Origin of the sequence: Chitinophaga ginsengisegetis (assembly GCF_900168065.1) — a bacterium.
GTDB lineage: Bacteria > Bacteroidota > Bacteroidia > Chitinophagales > Chitinophagaceae > Chitinophaga > Chitinophaga ginsengisegetis.
In genome coordinates this window covers 687095-704432 of record NZ_FUZZ01000002.1, presented here as the reverse complement: position 1 = coordinate 704432, position 17338 = coordinate 687095, and the positions used below count along the sequence as shown (strand labels likewise).

Here is a 17338-nt window from a genome sequence, read left to right as displayed (position 1 = left end):
ATTTTGGTTAGTACTCATGATTGAATGTTTTTGTTATTTAAAGTTAAGAATTTTTCTCTATAATCAAAACATATCCTTGTTTGGGATAGATAAGGCCTTTATAATGGAACTCATAGCAAGCGCTATTACTGTAAGTGTTTTTAACGAATGGCTGTAAAGTTCCTGCACTAATAAAAGATAGTTTCAAGTTTCCTTTTAAAAATACCTTCAATTCGAAATTTCGGATCAAAAAATCTTTCATTAGCCCAATTATGTTGTCAAATTTCAAAGAATATTTTTTCTCTATTTTGGTTTCAAATTTATATACATCTTCGTGTTTAAGATCGACGGAATAGGTTGTTAACAGATCATTCGATGATATGTATTCAGTGACATATGGCGAATATTTTTTACTGTTAATATTAAACTCAACGATTTTAAAGTCAATTTCTGCCCTATCCTTATTGAACTTAATCCTGTTGGAGGCGATATGAGTGAATTTTTCTTTTCTGTCGGTAGGATAAACAGTATATCGTGAGTATTGAGTTACTTTGATAATATCGTTTTCTTCGTCGATCAGTTCAATTTCCAGCGTTTGTTGATAATTATCGTAATAAAGCACATGTTGAGTGGGGAAATAGATATTTCTTACGTCCTCCGTAATTTCCTTACTTATTTTAGGGAACTTGTTTTTGAATACTACTTTGGAGACATTTTCCCATATTTCTGCCAGATCCGTTCTATGATTAAGATAGTCGGCCTTGTAAATAATATTAACAAGTTCATCTTTGAATACTCCCATGAACTGCATAGATTTCAATAATACAGCAAAGATGCCACTGGACAGGAGTGTAGAGCCAATTCCGGCAATATAAATTTTAATTTTAGAAGGCTCCTCGAAATGGCCAAATGTTCCATACGTAAAAAATAGTATTCCTATAACCAATGTAATAACTGGCACTGACGATTTAATACTTTGTTTTGTAAACATATCTACGAAATGGTTAAAGATTTATAACGTGTTTTTATTTTGAGTGAGGCAAAATTAGACATTGGGATTACGGGATTATTCAATAATTTGTCAATGGGAAATGATTAACAAACGAGCATATAATATCAATGAGAAACAGGAAACAGTTATTTAACATTTAGATTTGTAAAACGTTATTTTTTTTCGTGGTAGCAGATTTACAATAGGAGCAATTTTCTTAGAATGCACATACCGGAATACCAGATCTTGTTTTATAATGGGCTGATCAGAAATACATTCTATTAAAGCTTTACAGGTTTCCTGCCTGCGTATAAGATACTTGCAACTGCCTGAACCTGATCTTTGTAGTATCAGGATTAGGATACCTATATTCCTCGAATGTTGCAGTCCAGATATAGCGCGGTTGGTGACTGGCATTTATCTCTTTATTTGACTTGCCTTTTACTTTATTTTGTAATTCCGTATTAATTATGCAACTAATTGATTTTCATGGTTTTTATAGAAAATTGATATTATAATTTGTTACCTTTTTGTGGTTTTTGGCAACTTGATTTGTTACCTTTTTACAAAAAAAAGTAACAGATTTGGAGGCTTTTCGGTATATTTGTAGTATATGGGAAGTATTCAGACCAATATTGAGCATAAAATCTCTCATCTTAAAAAGGGGAGTCTTATTTTTCCTGCTGATTTCAGGGGGGAGGGTTCAAGTGCTGCCATTAAAATGGCATTATCCCGGCTTACAGCAAAGGGTAAGTTAAAGCGACTTTCTCATGGGATTTATTATGTTCCCAAACAAGATCGTGTATTTGGGGAATTATATCCAGATCCCGAAAAGGTAGCAGAAGCTGTGGCGAAGAGAGAAAAGGTACGTATCAGGCCAACAGGTTCTCAGGCGTTGCACAAATTAGGACTTACTACCCAGGTGCCAACTAAAATGACATATTTAACAGATGGGGAGCGTAGGCAAATAAAAATGGGCAATTTGTATATTGAATTTAAACCTACTACTCCCAAAAAGATGGCATTTGAGGGTGAATTAAGTAGCCTTGTTATACTAGGTCTCATAGAAATTGGAACTAAAAATCTCTCAGCAGAATTTGAAAAAAGAGTAAAGGAAATTCTTCAAAGCGAAAAAAGCGAGGCGCTGACAAAAGATTTGGCTTTAGCTCCTGCCCAGGTTTATGACTTTATTATACATCTATTAAGCGATTCACATGATTGAATGGCTACATCTTACAGATACCCAAAGACGAACTTCACTTAACCAGGCTGCTGTTAAATCGGGGGTGATTCCTGTAGCAATTGAAAAGGACTGGTGGGTAACCCTGGTACTTAAAGCACTTTTTACAACTCCTAATGAAGGACATTTTATTTTTAAAGGTGGTACATCCTTAAGTAAAGGGTTTGGATTAATTGAGCGTTTTTCAGAGGACATAGATATAGCCCTGTCTCCGGAGGCTTTTGGTAAAAAGTATAAAGATGAACCTACCCACAGGTATGTAAAGGGTCTGAAAAAAGAAGGGTGTGCATTTACTACCGGTACTATAATTAAAGAATTGGCGGTCAGTCTGCAACAGACAGGATTGGATCTTGCCACCATTGAAATGTTTGCCGAAGCAATAGATCCTCTGATGCGGGACAAAGACCCGCAAACAATTTATGTACGGTATCGCTCTTTATTTGAGCCCCACCCTTATTTGAAAAATGAAGTAAGGATTGAGTTTGGTGTAAGATCCCTGACTGAGCCATTTGAAACAGTAGACATTCAATCTCTTCTTTGGCAACATTTTCCTAATCCCATATATGCGGAGCAGTTATCTAAAATAAGAGCTACCCATCCAATGAAAACGTTATTGGAGAAGATGTTTCTACTTCATGAAAAATTTCAAGTTATCAATCAAAGGCAGATTTCACCTGAAGATATTAAACTGGAACGGGGCTCCAGGCATTTATTCGATCTAATCAGAATGGATGATAAGGGAATTGCAGACCAGCTTTTGACTGATCCACAATTTTATGAAAAGTTATTATTACACCGGAGATACTGGATACGTCAAAAGGGAGTGGACTATGATAAACTTCAGCCGGCAACTTTAAACTTTAGACCTCCGGCAGAAATTTTAGAAGTTTATCGAGCAGATTATACGACTATGCGTGCTGAAATGATATATGGCAAGTCGGAGGATTTTGATTCCCTCATTCAAAAACTGAACAATTTAAACGACAAAATTAACAGGATGGTGTTATCATCTACAGTTTAGCTTTAAACTGATTATTTATTATAACCATGCTTATTATTTTAGCATTATAGTTTGCAGAGAACAAGGGCCAATCATCAATGATATCTTCTGACGCTCCGGATATAAAGAACAACAGGGCCTTCCTCTTTTCCCAATAAAAAAAGTCCGCTATCAAAGCGGACTTTCTTGTTGCCTGACCTGGATTCGAACCAAGACAAACAGAGTCAGAGTCTGTCGTACTACCGTTATACTATCAGGCAATAGCAATTCAGGACCGCGAAATTATGACATTTCTGATAATTACCAAATTTTTAATCCCCTTTTCTCAAAAAAAGATCTTTAAAACACTGAAAATCATGCACTGATGCCTCAATTCAGTGGCTTCTTTTATACTTGTAGCCATATGTAAAATCCCTCAAAACTGGCTATGTTATTACTATCTCCCCGGTCCTTTGTTACTCCCGCTCCTGGTTTCGGCGCCTTTATATTTGCCAGCCGGCGCAATGGGCTGCTCCTGGCGGCAGCCGTTATTGTTGCGGTGATCAAGATGGTGGTATTCAAACATTTTTTTCCGTATATAGATTTTACGTCAGATACCGGATCCTATATGGAAACGGCCCTGCAGAACAGGAATTACAACCTCTGGCCCATAGGATATTCTAAATTCCTGTGGCTGTTTCACCAGTTTTCCCGTTCTGAAACAATGCTTACCGTGGTGCAGTTTGTATTGCTGGAAGCCAGCGCCTTTTTCTTTTATTTCAGTGTATGCTACATTTTTAATCCGCAGAGCTATTTCAGGTATGGCTTTTATGCATTTCTGCTTATTAATCCATTGTTCCCGTTTCTGAGTAATTATTTTATTTCGGATGCTTTGTTTCTCTCGCTCGGACTTACCTGGATTACCTTGTTGCTCTGGATCCTGCACAAGCCCACCACGCTGTTACTGGTATTTCACGGGCTGTTGCTGGGGTATGCTTTTACGGTGCGGTATAATGCCATGTTTTACCCGCTGGTGGCGCTGATACCGATTTTATTATCGGCTTACCGGCCGTGGCAGAAAGTGGTGGCTGTTTTATTACCGGTGGTGCTGATCGTTTCGTTTGTGATGTTTACCCGTCAGAAAACCGCGGAGCATTCCGGGGTGAAAATATTTTCTGCTTTCAGTGGCTGGCAGATTATGAATAACGCCATGTATATGATGCAGTATATACCGCTGGATTCTGTGGGCGTACCAGAGCAGTTTGCCAAAACGCATAAGGCGGTATATCATTACATGACAGCGCTGAAGAAGTTGCCAAGAAGAATAGTGGTGTCGGACGGATCGTATTTTATGTGGGATATGAATGGGCCGCAGAAGGGATTGCTGAGAGATTATGGACTGGCGCATAAGGACAAAGATGTATATGCCGGCTGGTGTGGCGTAGCGCCTTTATGCAGCGACTATGGGAATTATATGATCCGGAAATATCCCTGGGATTTTACCCGCTATTATTTGCTGGGCAATGCGAAGCTTTACCTGTTACCGGAGCTGGAAGTATTAGGTGGGTATAACCGGCCCATCATCAACCTGGTGAATAAAGAAGTAACTACTTTTTTTAAAGATGGGGATAAGCCAAAGCCGGAAGGCAAATACAATAACTGGCAAAGTACGCTGATGTCGCTGTTTCCTTCCCTGATTGTGATTTGCCATTTGTTGTTTATAGAAGAAACGATCCGCTATCTTATTAAAAAAGGGGGCCGGAAAACCAGTCGTAAATTTAATATCGCGCTGCTGTTGTGCTGGGCTTTCATCGGACTGAATTTTGCATTCAGCGTTTTTGCGGCGCCTATTGTGTTACGATACCAGGTATTATTAATTGTATTGTTGCTGGGGTATACCCTGTTGCTTACAGAAGTAACCGATGCGCCACTGGTGACCCAGGAAGAAGCTGAAGCCGAGGAGGAGCGGGTGATGCTGGGCATTTAGCAGGATGCAGCAACCCCGGAAAATATGAATGATATATTTGTATCTTTATCCGGGTTGTTACAAACTGCGAATGAAAAGACTGATCATTATTTTACTCATCTTGTTTTTTGGGGAATATATTTTTGCCCAAAGTTCGTTCAGCTGGCTGCGCTATCCTTCCCTTTCTCCTGATGGAAAAACAATAGCATTTACTTATAAAAGCGATCTGTACACCGTAGCTGCTACGGGCGGTACTGCTGTACAGTTAACGAATAGCAGCGCAGAAGAATGGATGCCTGTATGGAGCCACAATGGCCGCAGCATTGCCTTTGCATCGGACCGCTATGGTAATGCGGATATCTTCCTGGTACCTGCCGGCGGGGGAATTGAAAAACAGCTCACCTTTCATTCGGCAGATGAATATCCATATGATTTTAGTGAAGATGATCAGCAGGTGATTTTTGGCGGCGTAAGAATGGATGCGGTGAACAACCGGCAATTCCCTTCAGATGCGCAGCCTGAACTATATCGTGTATCCGTGAACGGTGGACGGGTAACGCAGCTGCTAACTGTTCCCGCAGAAGATGCAAAACTCAATGGTCAATACATTATTTATCACGATAAGAAGAACCGGGAGAATCCGTGGCGAAAGCACCAGGTGTCTGCTGCAGCAAGGGATATATGGCTGTATGATACGCAGAAAGATACCTGCCGGCAACTGACAAACTTTGGCGGGGAAGACAGATCACCGGTGTTTACCAATAATGGAAAGGCCATCTGTTATCTGAGTGAAGAGAGTGGTAGTTTTAATGTACACCGTTTGTGGCTGGATCGTCCCGGAACATCGGAACAACTCACAACATTTAAGCATTACCCCGTCCGGTTTCTCAGCGCCACCGGCAATGGTGTGCTGTGCTTTGGTTTCAACGGGGATATTTATTTGCAGGCGCCGGGTGCAGCACCTGAAAAGATAAACATACGCCTCACCAGTCGTATCATAGAAAACACAAAGGTGGTGCCGGTGGCGGATCATATTAAATACGGTGTGGTTTCACCTTCCGGTAAGGAGTGCGCATTTATTTTCCGGGGAGATGTATTTGCCGCCGGCATGGAACAGGGTACCATCCGGCAGTTGACGCATACCCCGGGAGAAGAGGCAGACCTCAGCTTTTCACCGGATGGCACAAAATTGTTGTATGCCAGCGAAAGCAGCCGTGGCTGGCAGCTTTGCGAAATGGATCTGTTGCGTGGAAAAGCAACCGTGTTGCTGGCTAACGACCAGGAAAACTACCAGCCCTTGTATTCTCCCGATGGAAAAGAAGTAGCTTATATCGAAAACAGGGTAACGTTAAAAATATATAACATCGCTTCGGGAAAGAGTCGTCGCATTGCGTCGTTGTTCAGCCGTAAGGATCACGACCAGTATTTCCGCTGGAGCCCTGATAGCAAGTATCTCCTGCTTCAATACAACCAGCCGGGCGCCGGCAACCAGGAAGTAGGTCTCGTAGCAGCTGATGGCAGTGGTAGTGTACAAAACATCACGCAAAGCGGCTTTGCTGATGAGGCGCCGCAATGGGCAATGGACGGAAAGATGATGATCTGGAAAAGCGACCGGAACGGACTGCGGGGTTTTTCCACCAGCAGCAGCCGGCAGCAGGACGTATATGCGTTACCGTTTTCCGGCAACAGTTTTAAAGATGCAGAACGGATTACAAAACTAACCCCCTCGGCCGCTATGCTGGCGGATGTATTACTGAGTAAAAACGGGAATAAATTATATTATCTGGTAAAAGCCGGTGCGGCTTACCAGTTGTGGATAACGGATGTATTCACCAAAACATCCACGATGCCTTTGTCTGTTAAGGCGGAAGATTGTTCCCTGCAATGGGATACCGCACAACAACAGCTTTTTCTGCTGGCAGACGCCCGTATCCTGCAATTGGATACCACCGGAAAAACGCAGCATAGCATCACCATTAACGGCACTATGAAAATAGATTTGCCCGCAGAAAGGAAGGCGATGTTTTCGCATATCTGGCGACGAACAAAGGAAGCATTTTATACCGCCGGTTATCACGGCGCCGACTGGGAAGCGTATGGCCGGAATTATGAAAAGTTCCTGCCGCATATTGCCAACAACTTTGAACTGGCAGAGATGGTAAGTGAAATGCTGGGTGAGCTGAATGTAAGTCACAGTGGTGCTACGGGCAGCAATATTGCGGAAGAAAAAGAAGAAACGGCTTCCCTGGGTATTTGTTACGATGTATCTTACAGGGGCGCCGGTGTAAAAATAAGTGAGATACTTCCCAATGGTCCGCTGGACCAGGAAGCATTTGGCCTGAAGCCGGGTATGTTTATTACGGCCATAGATGGAGAGGAGATTACAGCAGATAAAGATCTTTCCCAATATCTTAATCACCGGGCAGGCAAAAATACCCGGTTGCGTATTAGTGATGGCGGTCAGCAGCGGGATATAGTGGTGACGCCGGTTACGCCGGAAGCAGAAAGCGACCTGCTGTACAAAAGATGGGTGAAACGCAACAGGGACGAAGTAACACGCCTCAGCAACGGCCAACTGGGATATGTACATTTATACCGGATGAATGATGCTGCCTATCGCAACGCTTACAGCGAAATAATGGGCAGGTACGCCGGCTGCAAAGGTATTGTGGTGGATACCCGTTTTAACCGGGGAGGCGACCTGGCCTCAGACCTGGGTATGATGCTGAGTGGCACGGAGGTCAGGAAAAATACAACGGACTCCCAGGTAGAAAGCATCGAACCCGGCTTCCGCTGGACTAAGCCATCGGTGGTGATTGCCAACGAAGCCAACTACAGCGATGGCAGCTGTTTTGCGTTCGACTATCAGTATCTCCATATGGGCAAGCTGATAGGCATGCCGGTGCCGGGAAGCTGTACTTTCATGACCGGGGAAACATTATCTGATGGGAATCTCCACTGGAGCGTGCCTTCGCTGGGTGTGAAAAGCAGGGAGGGCTATTACCTGGAAAATCATCAGACGGAGCCGGATATACGTGTGAATAACGCGCCTGAAGAGATAACGAAAGGAAGAGATCAGCAACTGGAAGCAGCCATCAGGGAACTGATGAAGGAAACTGCGATATCAACATTATAACGACCTGCATTTTTATGTCTTATGAAGAAGACAATAATATTCATTGGGAGCGCCTGAGAAACGGCGATAAACAGGCGTTGTTTGCACTGTATAATAATACCTATTCACATTTGCTGCGGTTTGGATTAAAAATTTGCGGCAGCGATGAACTGGTAAAGGACTGTATCACACAATTGTTTTTGCAGCTCTGGACCCGGCACCAAACGCTGCGCCCGGTAACCAATGTACCGGCCTATTTATTTACCGCCCTGAAACGACAGCTGCTGGATCAATTGGCGTACCAGTCGAAGATCCATACCGCCATTCACCGGATGACGGATAAAGAAGCAGAGAGTGAATTATCCTATGAAGAAATAATTATCCAGGTACAACAGGATGAAGAATTAAAACAACGGCTGCAACAGGCCCTGAAAGCCCTTACCCCACGACAGATAGAGCTGATACGGCTTAAATTTTTTGAAGGTCTGTCCTATGAACAGATAGCCGCACAAACTTCGCAAACCGTGAAAACGGCTTACAATACCATTTATGATGCCATTAAAGCATTAAGGAAAATGCTGAAATAAGCAGCATTTTTCCATCTCCCGAAAAAAAATTTATAAAACCCTTAGGAAAAATGGCCGGTTTTGCCGTCTGTATAATCAAAGGCATACCTACATGAATTTCCAGGACTTCGAAGCCGCCGACTTTGCATGTGATGAATCTTTCCAGCGCTATTGCCTGGAAGAGAACGACACTGATGTATTATTTTGGGAGAGCTGGGTGACCCGCCATCCCGAAAAGAAAGCCGCTGTACAGGAAGCCCGGTATATGATTGAAGTACTGTCCGCCCGGCAGGGCAACCGCCTGGAGCAATTGAAACACCTGCAGGATGGTATTTCACAGTATGAGCTTCTTCATTCAGCCCTGGAAGAGCAACCCGTCACTCCTTCCGGCAGAAAAATCAATCCGTTATTTAAATATGCCGCTGCACTGGGAGGCGTCCTGCTGCTGGCCGGAGCCATTTACCTGTTCAACCGTACCAATACTGTTACCGATATCACCTCGCCCGAAACAGGCATGGTGGTTATCAATGCCGGCAATGATCCCCGTAAAACGATCGTGCTGCCGGATGGTTCCTCCATTATTTTACGGCAAAACAGTACCGTGGAACTGGCCGCAGGCTTTAATGAGGCCAACAGGCAGTTAACCCTTACCGGAGAGGCTTTTTTTGATGTAACACAACATGCGCAGTACCCTTTCATTGTACATACTGCCGCTTTTGATATTAAGGTACTGGGTACCGTTTTTAATGTAAGCGCCTATGCCGGTAGCCATCAATCGGAAACCGCTTTGTTTAAAGGCAAGGTAGAGGTTACGCTGGCCAGCAAACCGGAAGAGAAGATCATACTACAACCAAATCAGAAATTCACAACAAATGCAGCCGGGCTGTCAACACCGGCCAATCCTTTTAAAATAGTGCCGCTGGATGCTGATCCGGTAAATCACAAAGCGAGGGAAATAGCCTGGGTAAGAAACCGGCTGGAAATTGAAAACGAGCCACTGGAAGCGATTGCAGGCAAGCTGGAAAAATGGTATGGTATCCGGGTCACCTTTGCAGATGAAGAAGTAAAGCATTACCGGTATTCCGGCACTTTTGAAAGTGAAACGATCCTGAAAGCACTGGATGCCCTGCAGTTATCTTATCCATTCAGCTTTAAAATGGTAAACGGAGAAATTATTATCAGTAAATAAATAATTATACATCAACCAAATATAAGAAAGGGGGAAGTGGTGGAACACTTCCCCCCGGAATTAGGCTAGAAAATGTCCTGAATGATCATTTACTAAACCAACATCAAAGGTATGTTAAAACTTGTATTCCTGGAATGGAAGGGGAAACCTGTTCCCACCGGCAAATTGCTGCTTACTATGAAATTAACGGTTCTTCTTTTTTTGACCTGCCTTCAGGTGCAGGCTATTTGTTTCGCGCAGGAGACGATCACCCTGCAGGTAAAAGAAACAAGTATCAAACAATTGCTGAAAACATTGGAACATCAAACGGCTTACCGCTTTGTGTTTCATGATAAAACACTGCCTGAAAACAAAAAGGTGACGGTAGCAGCAAAGGAAGCCACATTGGACGCGGTGCTCTCACAGGCATTTGCAGGCACCAACCTGGCCTATTCCCTGAAAGAAGACGGGCTGGTAGTAGTATACGCCGGTACAGAAAGTAAATCTGCCGTAGATATTACTATCAGGGGAACCGTCCGGGGATTGGATAACCTGCCTTTACCCGGTGTTACGGTACGTGCCTCCGGCACCACTGCCGGCACGCTTACCAATGAAGATGGTGCCTATACGCTCATTGCTCCTGATAATGCTACCACACTCCAGTTTTCACTGGTAGGCTATGTTAGTCAGCAGGTAACTATCGGCAACAGGCGTGAAATCAACGTGGTACTAACCGAAGATATCAAAACGCTGAATGCCGTAACGGTTACCGGGTATACGAATTATGCCAGGGATAAATCTACCGCCGCCGCCGGCGTAGTGGGCGCTGATAAAATTACACAGGTGCCTATGGCCACCTTCGACCAGATCCTGCAGGGACGGGTTCCGGGAATGGTGGTATCTGCGGGTTCCGGTCAGCCGGGTACCAGTGCCACTATTACTGTACGCGGCGTGGGTACCATCAATGGCAGCTCCTCCGTTTTATATGTAATGGATGGTATTCCCATTGAAGCAGGTCAGTTTCAGGGTATCAACCCTTCAGACATCGCTTCTGTTACCGTATTGAAAGACGCTTCCGCCAAAGCATTATACGGATCGCGCGGTTCCAATGGCGTAATTGTGATCACCACCAAAAAAGGACAGGCCGGAAGATTAGCAGTGTCCTATAAATCGCAATATGGTTTTTCCAATATGACCACGCCAAAATTCCAGATGATGAATTCAGCGCAGCACCTGCAGTTTGAAGAAGAAATCGGTCTGGAAACTGGCGCTAATCTTGGACCCGGCTGGGAATTCTCCAGTAAAAATCCTGACTACGCCAATAAAACACCACAGGAAAAACAGGAAGCAGACCATATCATCGATAGTTTAAGAAATGTAAATACCGACTGGAGAAAGATTTTCCTGCAAACAGGTAAATTCCAGGAACAACAGCTAAGCGTGAGCGGTGGTAATGAAAACATACGGTTTTATAGTTCCGTGAATTATTATGATCAGCAGGGTATTGCCAAACGTTCTGAACTGAAACGTTACAGCTTTAAAAATAACCTGGATTTCAACGCCGGTAAGTTAACCGCCAACATCAACGTGGGCCTTGCCTATTCTGAATCATCCTTTATAGAAAGAGAAGCTTCCAGCAGCGGCAGCAACCCGCTGGCAGCTGTATACTACGCCCTGCCTTATGAATATCCTTATGCACCGGATGGTACCCTCGTCACCAATTATAACGATGATGTGTATCCGGTATATGATCTGCGGGAAGGCAGCAATGCACTGGAAGCATTATTAAATACCAGCAGCAAAGACAACCAGCTGAAAAGTATTATCGGTACTTCACTGAATTATATCCTGGCAAAAGGACTGGTAGCGAAAACCAGGCTGGGTATCGACTTCAGGGAAACTACCACCGAGCGTTATGTGAACCCGGATTCCTATTCCGGCTATAAAGTAGATAACGGCGGAAGAGGTAGTTTTGGAGAAGGCGTTACCAGGAACGTTACACTGGTGAGCACTTCCGGGTTAACGTATTCAAAAGTTACCGGTAAACATGATTTTGAAGTATCCGGTTATTTTGAGTTTACCCGGAATAATTACCGCGCATTTGACTATACCGGTTATGACCTGGACGACAGGTTGCCCGCTACTCCTGCTGCCATTACGCCCGGCTCGCCCTACAACGCTTTGCTGGGAGGCGGCCGCACCAAAAGTGCGTTGGCTTCCTGGATTGGCGTAGGCCGGTATACTTTCAATGAAAAATATACACTGAATGCCAGTTACCGGTACGATGGCGCTTCTACCGTACCTCCGGACAACCGCTGGCATGGCTTCTATTCCCTGGGTGTTGGATGGGAAGTGAAGAAAGAAAATTTCCTGAAAGATGTAAGCTTTGTAGATAACCTGCGCTTCCGTGCGAGCTATGGTACTTCTGCCAATCCATTTTCCAATCTTGGCCCCTTTGCTTATTTCCGTACCTACGGAACCGAGCAATATGGCGGTAATCCGGCCATTGTGCCTAACCAGCCGGGTAATCCTAACTACGACTGGGAATATGCCAAAGAATTTAACGTTGGCTTTGACCTGGGGGTAATGAATAACCGTATCCGCCTGGTAACGGATGTATATAATAAAGTAACCAATAACCTCTTCATAGAACAGCCTTTATCTATCACTTCCGGTTTTTCCACCATGTTCCTCAACTCCGGCGCTATGCGCAACAGGGGCATAGAAATGGATCTCCAGGGAGATATTGTGAAGAGAGGAGATTTCACCTGGTCGGTAGGAGTGAACTTTGCGTATAATAAAAATGTGATCACCGATCTGGGGGCTTCCGGTGAATTTACGCAGGGTACCACGCAGATTGTAAGAGTAGGCTTGCCCTACGGATCACACTATGCGCCTAAATGGGCCGGGGTGGATCCGCAAACAGGCGATCCTTTGTACTACGACAGATCGGGTAATAAAACGAGCGATTACAATGAAACGGCTTTGAGCGTAGCGGAGTTTGGCACTTATATTCCTCCTTTCACCGGTGGGTTTAATACCGGCGTTACCTGGAAAGGATTTTATCTGAACGCACTGTTTACGTTTGCAGATAAAACCATGCGCTATCTCAACGAAGATTATTACAACGAAAATCCAAGTTTTGCCAGCAGTAATCAGTCGGTGCGCATGTTGTATGACCGCTGGAAGAAACCAGGCGATAACGCCATCCTGCCTAAGTTTGACGCCAGCAGGGGATTCTCTTCCAAAGATATCCAGGATGCATCTTACCTGCGTTTAAGGAATGTAAATATCGGCTATAATTTCCCGAAAGAAATTATGACCCACCTAAAATTTGTGCAGGGCATCCAGATTTTTGCGCAGGCGCAGAACCTGTATACCTGGACCAAATGGAAAAGTTTTGATCCGGAAAATAACTATGGTGAGGGCAGGTTTGATTACCCCAGCGTACGAACCTACACTTTTGGCCTGAACGTTAATTTTTAAATCATTGAGCTCATGACAATCCGTTATATCAAATATACTTTTACACTCCTGTTGTTGTTGTGTATACTTGCCTGTAATAAGCAACTGGACCTTTCGCCTACCGACAGTATCATAGATCCGGGAAGAACTTTCCGGACGGTGAATGATCTGAATGGCGGCCTGCTCGGCGCCTATTCTGGTCTTACCTACAACACCATCTACAGCGTATCCCTGATGACCGATGAGTGTACCCTTCCCAGTGAAAATGGTACGGGTGGCGGCGTTGCCACTTACCGTTGGCGGGTGGATCCCAGCAATACCACCGTTACCGCTTCTTTCGGGGAATATTATATTGCCATTGACCGCGCCAACCGGGTATTGGGCGCTATGAGTAATGTTCCTGCCAAAGGTGATGAGATAGGTTTGAAAGATCAGTACCGCGGAGAGGCATTAGCTCTTCGTGCTTATTGTCATTTCCAGTTATTGCAGAGTTATGCAGAAGCATATGAGCCGGCCGCTATGGGGGTGCCTTATATGGATACTTCCGTTAACAGTTTTCCTGCACGGAATACTTTTGGAGAAGTAATAGCCGGTATAGAAAGAGATTTGCAGCTGTCTAAAACACTGATCCCTGCTGAGGCAGATGATAACACGAGGATCACGCTTCCGGCCATTTCTGCTATCCAGGCGAGAGTGGCTTTATACGCCAAAAAATGGAGCGATGCGGTAACTTATGCCACAGAAGCCATTGATGCGTTGCCGCTGGCATCAGCCAGCGATTTTCCCGGCATCTGGAAAGACACGAAGGAGGCTGAAGTGATCTGGAAACTGAAACAGGTGGCAGGCAGTAATGATGACCTGATTGGCAGCGCTTATTTTGACAGGGATGTAGCGTTATATGTACCTTCTTTTGAACTGATTAACCTGTTTGATAAAACCAACGATGTGCGTTATCCTGCTTACATACAGTTTGACGATACCCGCGGCGCCGGTAACTCCGAGTACCTGGTGAATAAATACTTTGGTTCTTCCGGCAGCCTGGGCCTGGCGGATATTAAGCTTTTAAGAACAGGAGAAATGTACCTGATCCGTGCGGAGGCACTGGCAGAAAGTAACCGGGTGGGAGACGGCGCTGCTGATCTGAACAGCCTGCGTGCAGCGCGCATCAACGGTTACACGCCGCAGTCATTCAACAATAAAGATGCGTTGATCACCGCTTTGTATACCGAACGTTTCAAGGAACTGGCCTTTGAAGGGCATCGTCTCTTCGATCTGAGAAGAAGGGGCCTTAATGTAACCCGCAACCCGGAAGATGCTATCAACGCATTGGGCGCTGTATTGCTGAAACCCGGTCAGAAAGGATATGTATTCCCTATTCCTGATGCGGAAACCAAAGCCAACAAAAACATGAAACAAAATCCCGGCTACTGATGAAAAAGATAATGATTGTGCTAACGGTAACGGCTATGTGTTTAAATGCCTGTTACATGCGTGTTCCAAAACAACCAGCTGTTGCCGGTCGCCCGGCCTCGATAGGCATTATTGGTGATACTGCAGACGTGACCACACCGGTAAAAGGCGGCGTGGCATTGATTGGTGGCGGAGGCAACGTAGACGGCGCTTTTCAGTGGATGATTGAACGCAGCGGCGGCGGCGATGTGGTAGTACTTACAGCCTCCGGCAACGGAGGTTATAACAGTGACATAGATTCCCTCGGAAAAGTAAATTCCGTGGAAACGCTGAATATCACCAGCCGCGAACTGGCTAACAACGATACGGTAGCCAATATTATCCGCAACGCGGAGATGTTGTTTATTGCCGGCGGGGATCAGTCGCGCTACATGAACCAGTGGCGAGGCACCAAAGTAAACGACGCGATTAATTATTTACTGCAGGAAAAGAAAGTGCCGGTAGGTGGTACCAGTGCGGGCTGTGCTATCCTGAGCGGATTTTATTACAGCGGAGAAGGCGGCAGTGCAGTGTCTGATTCTGTGTTGGCCAATCCGTATGATTCGCTGGTGAAAGTGTACAACAACGATTTCCTGCATGCGCCTTATCTTCGTGACGTGATCAGCGATCAGCATTACCTGAAGCGTGGCCGGGAAGGCAGGCATGTTACCTTTATGAGCCGCATCATCAAAGACCAGGGCATCTTCCCCCGCGGTATTGCACCCGACGAAAAAACGGCGGTGTGTATTGACGAAGCAGGGATGGCAAAAGTTTTTGGCGTGAGTAAGGCATATTTTATCCTGACTGACAGTCTTAAAAAGCCGGAACTTTGCGACCCGGGACAACCACTGCAATGGAACCACAACGGGCAGGCATTGAAAGTATATGAGATTCCCGCCAGTGCCTCCGGCAACGGCAGTTTCCGGGTAACTGATTTTGATGCGGCAACAGCCAGTGGCGGCGCCTGGTACTGGTGGTGGGTGGAAAACGGCCAGTTAAAGAAGAAGGCAATCTGATTATTCTCTTAATAAAATTTGATATGAAAGGCAGGTTTGGCATTTTATTTTTTCTGACAGCACTTTTTGTTTTACCTGTAATGGCGCAGCAAAAGGCATCGTCCTACGTACTGGTGATTCATGGCGGTGCGGGTACCATTCTTAAAAAGAATATGACCCCGGAGAAAGAAGCGGCTTACAAAACATCTTTACAGAAAGCACTGGAAACAGGTTACAAGATCCTGCAATCCGGCGGAAGCAGTTTGGATGCGGTGGAAGCCACTGTGAGGGTACTGGAAGACGATTCCCTTTTTAATGCAGGCAAAGGCGCGGTGTTTACCCATGAAGGACGCAACGAACTGGATGCCGCTATCATGAATGGTAAAACCAGGGCAGCAGGCGCCGTAGCCGGTATAACCACCGTGCGTAACCCGGTGAGCGCTGCAAGGGCTGTGATGGAAAAGTCGGAGCATGTGATGATGGTAGGTCCTGGTGCGGAAAAGTTTGCAAAGGAAGCCGGACTGGAAATAGTCGACCCTTCTTATTTCAGAACAGAATCACGCTGGAGGGACCTGCAAAGGGCTATCAGGGAGGATTCTGTTGCAGCGGCTAAATCCAACGCCTATACGAACCCGGAAAAACTGGGCATCAAAAACAGGGATTATAAATTTGGTACCGTGGGTGCCGTGGCGTTGGATCAGCAGGGCAACCTGGCGGCGGCTACTTCTACCGGCGGTATGACCAACAAAAAATATGGCCGCATTGGCGATTCCCCGATCATTGGTGCAGGTACTTATGCGAACAATGAAACAGCGGCTATTTCCTGTACCGGCTGGGGTGAGTTTTATATCCGTAATGTGGTGGCTTATGATTTGTCGGCCCTCATGGCGTATAAAGGACTTTCTGTGCAGCAGGCGGGAAATACCGTGATCAAAAAAGTAGGTGATATGGGCGGCGATGGCGGTTTGATTGCCCTGGACAAAAAAGGAAATATGACCATGTCGTTCAATACAGAAGGCATGTACCGGGGCGCCGTTACCAAAGACGGGAAAATTGAAATTGCGATCTATAAGTAAGTGTTAAAATAACGAACGGATGCGGGGCGTAGTACCCGGATCCGTTCGTATTTTTTTATTCCAACGGCCTTTTTGGTGAATCATCTTCCTCCAGGCTGTTTTCAGCTACATCCTCATCCGTAATATCTTCTTCTTCCAGCAGCTCATCTATTTCCACGTCATCATCTTCTTCATCCAATAGTTCATCGGAAGTATCGTCTCCCCGCCGTGATTGTTCATCCTGGTTGCCTTTTTGCGGCACCGGTTGTTGTTTCTGATTAACAATATCGTCTGGTTGAAGATCATCGTCGAGGAGTGGTCCGGGTGTTTTAGGTTGTGTGGTCATAAGCATGTTTTTCAGGAAATGACC

At 45.1% G+C, this 17338-nt stretch carries 12 protein-coding genes and 1 tRNA gene; 10 read left to right on the top strand and 3 right to left on the bottom strand.

Translation table 11 applies throughout. The features are described 5' to 3' along the window. Window positions 1–43: 43 nt before the first annotated feature. Window positions 44–970, bottom strand: a complete 927-nt coding sequence (locus B5Z18_RS16615) for a hypothetical protein (RefSeq protein ID WP_079470608.1) — start codon at window positions 968–970, stop codon at window positions 44–46. A 613-nt stretch (window positions 971–1583) separates the two neighbouring features. Between B5Z18_RS16615 and B5Z18_RS16610 the strand changes: the two genes are divergently transcribed. Both B5Z18_RS16610 and B5Z18_RS16605 read left to right on the top strand, forming a co-directional pair. Beyond that, window positions 1584–2192, top strand: coding sequence for a DUF6088 family protein (locus B5Z18_RS16610; RefSeq protein WP_079470607.1), 609 nt, complete (start codon window positions 1584–1586; stop codon window positions 2190–2192). Next, window positions 2185–3231, top strand: coding sequence for a nucleotidyl transferase AbiEii/AbiGii toxin family protein (locus B5Z18_RS16605; RefSeq protein ID WP_079470606.1), 1047 nt, complete (start codon window positions 2185–2187; stop codon window positions 3229–3231). Before B5Z18_RS16610 ends, B5Z18_RS16605 begins: the two co-directional genes overlap by 8 nt. A 168-nt stretch (window positions 3232–3399) precedes the next feature. Here the strand turns inward: B5Z18_RS16605 and B5Z18_RS16600 are convergent. Next, window positions 3400–3470 (bottom strand) — tRNA-Gln (locus B5Z18_RS16600). A 167-nt stretch (window positions 3471–3637) separates the two neighbouring features. Here B5Z18_RS16600 and B5Z18_RS16595 point away from each other — a divergent pair. The 8 genes from B5Z18_RS16595 to B5Z18_RS16560 all read left to right on the top strand — a co-directional run bounded on the left by B5Z18_RS16595 (window position 3638) and on the right by B5Z18_RS16560 (window position 16989). Further along, a complete protein-coding gene (locus tag B5Z18_RS16595) occupies window positions 3638–5176 on the top strand; it encodes a hypothetical protein (RefSeq protein ID WP_079470605.1) in 1539 nt (512 codons plus the stop codon). Between the two features lie 70 nt (window positions 5177–5246). Beyond that, complete coding sequence (locus B5Z18_RS16590; RefSeq protein ID WP_079470604.1) at window positions 5247–8291, top strand: S41 family peptidase; 3045 nt, start codon at window positions 5247–5249, stop codon at window positions 8289–8291. A 14-nt stretch (window positions 8292–8305) separates the two neighbouring features. Beyond that, complete coding sequence (locus tag B5Z18_RS16585; RefSeq protein ID WP_079470603.1) at window positions 8306–8857, top strand: RNA polymerase sigma factor; 552 nt, start codon at window positions 8306–8308, stop codon at window positions 8855–8857. A gap of 91 nt (window positions 8858–8948) precedes the next feature. Further along, complete coding sequence (locus B5Z18_RS16580; RefSeq protein ID WP_079470602.1) at window positions 8949–10025, top strand: FecR family protein; 1077 nt, start codon at window positions 8949–8951, stop codon at window positions 10023–10025. 111 nt (window positions 10026–10136) lie between these two features. Then, window positions 10137–13490 (top strand): TonB-dependent receptor, encoded by a 3354-nt coding sequence (locus tag B5Z18_RS16575; RefSeq protein ID WP_200817291.1) that lies wholly within the window; start codon window positions 10137–10139, stop codon window positions 13488–13490. 12 nt (window positions 13491–13502) lie between these two features. Then, window positions 13503–14900 (top strand): RagB/SusD family nutrient uptake outer membrane protein, encoded by a 1398-nt coding sequence (locus tag B5Z18_RS16570; RefSeq protein WP_079470601.1) that lies wholly within the window; start codon window positions 13503–13505, stop codon window positions 14898–14900. After that, window positions 14900–15934 (top strand): cyanophycinase, encoded by a 1035-nt coding sequence (locus B5Z18_RS16565; RefSeq protein ID WP_079470600.1) that lies wholly within the window; start codon window positions 14900–14902, stop codon window positions 15932–15934. Before B5Z18_RS16570 ends, B5Z18_RS16565 begins: the two co-directional genes overlap by 1 nt. A gap of 23 nt (window positions 15935–15957) precedes the next feature. Beyond that, window positions 15958–16989 (top strand): isoaspartyl peptidase/L-asparaginase family protein, encoded by a 1032-nt coding sequence (locus B5Z18_RS16560; protein ID WP_079470599.1) that lies wholly within the window; start codon window positions 15958–15960, stop codon window positions 16987–16989. 55 nt (window positions 16990–17044) lie between these two features. Here B5Z18_RS16560 and B5Z18_RS16555 read toward each other — a convergent pair whose 3' ends face one another. Further along, complete coding sequence (locus tag B5Z18_RS16555; RefSeq protein ID WP_079470598.1) at window positions 17045–17314, bottom strand: hypothetical protein; 270 nt, start codon at window positions 17312–17314, stop codon at window positions 17045–17047. Window positions 17315–17338: the final 24 nt, after the last annotated feature.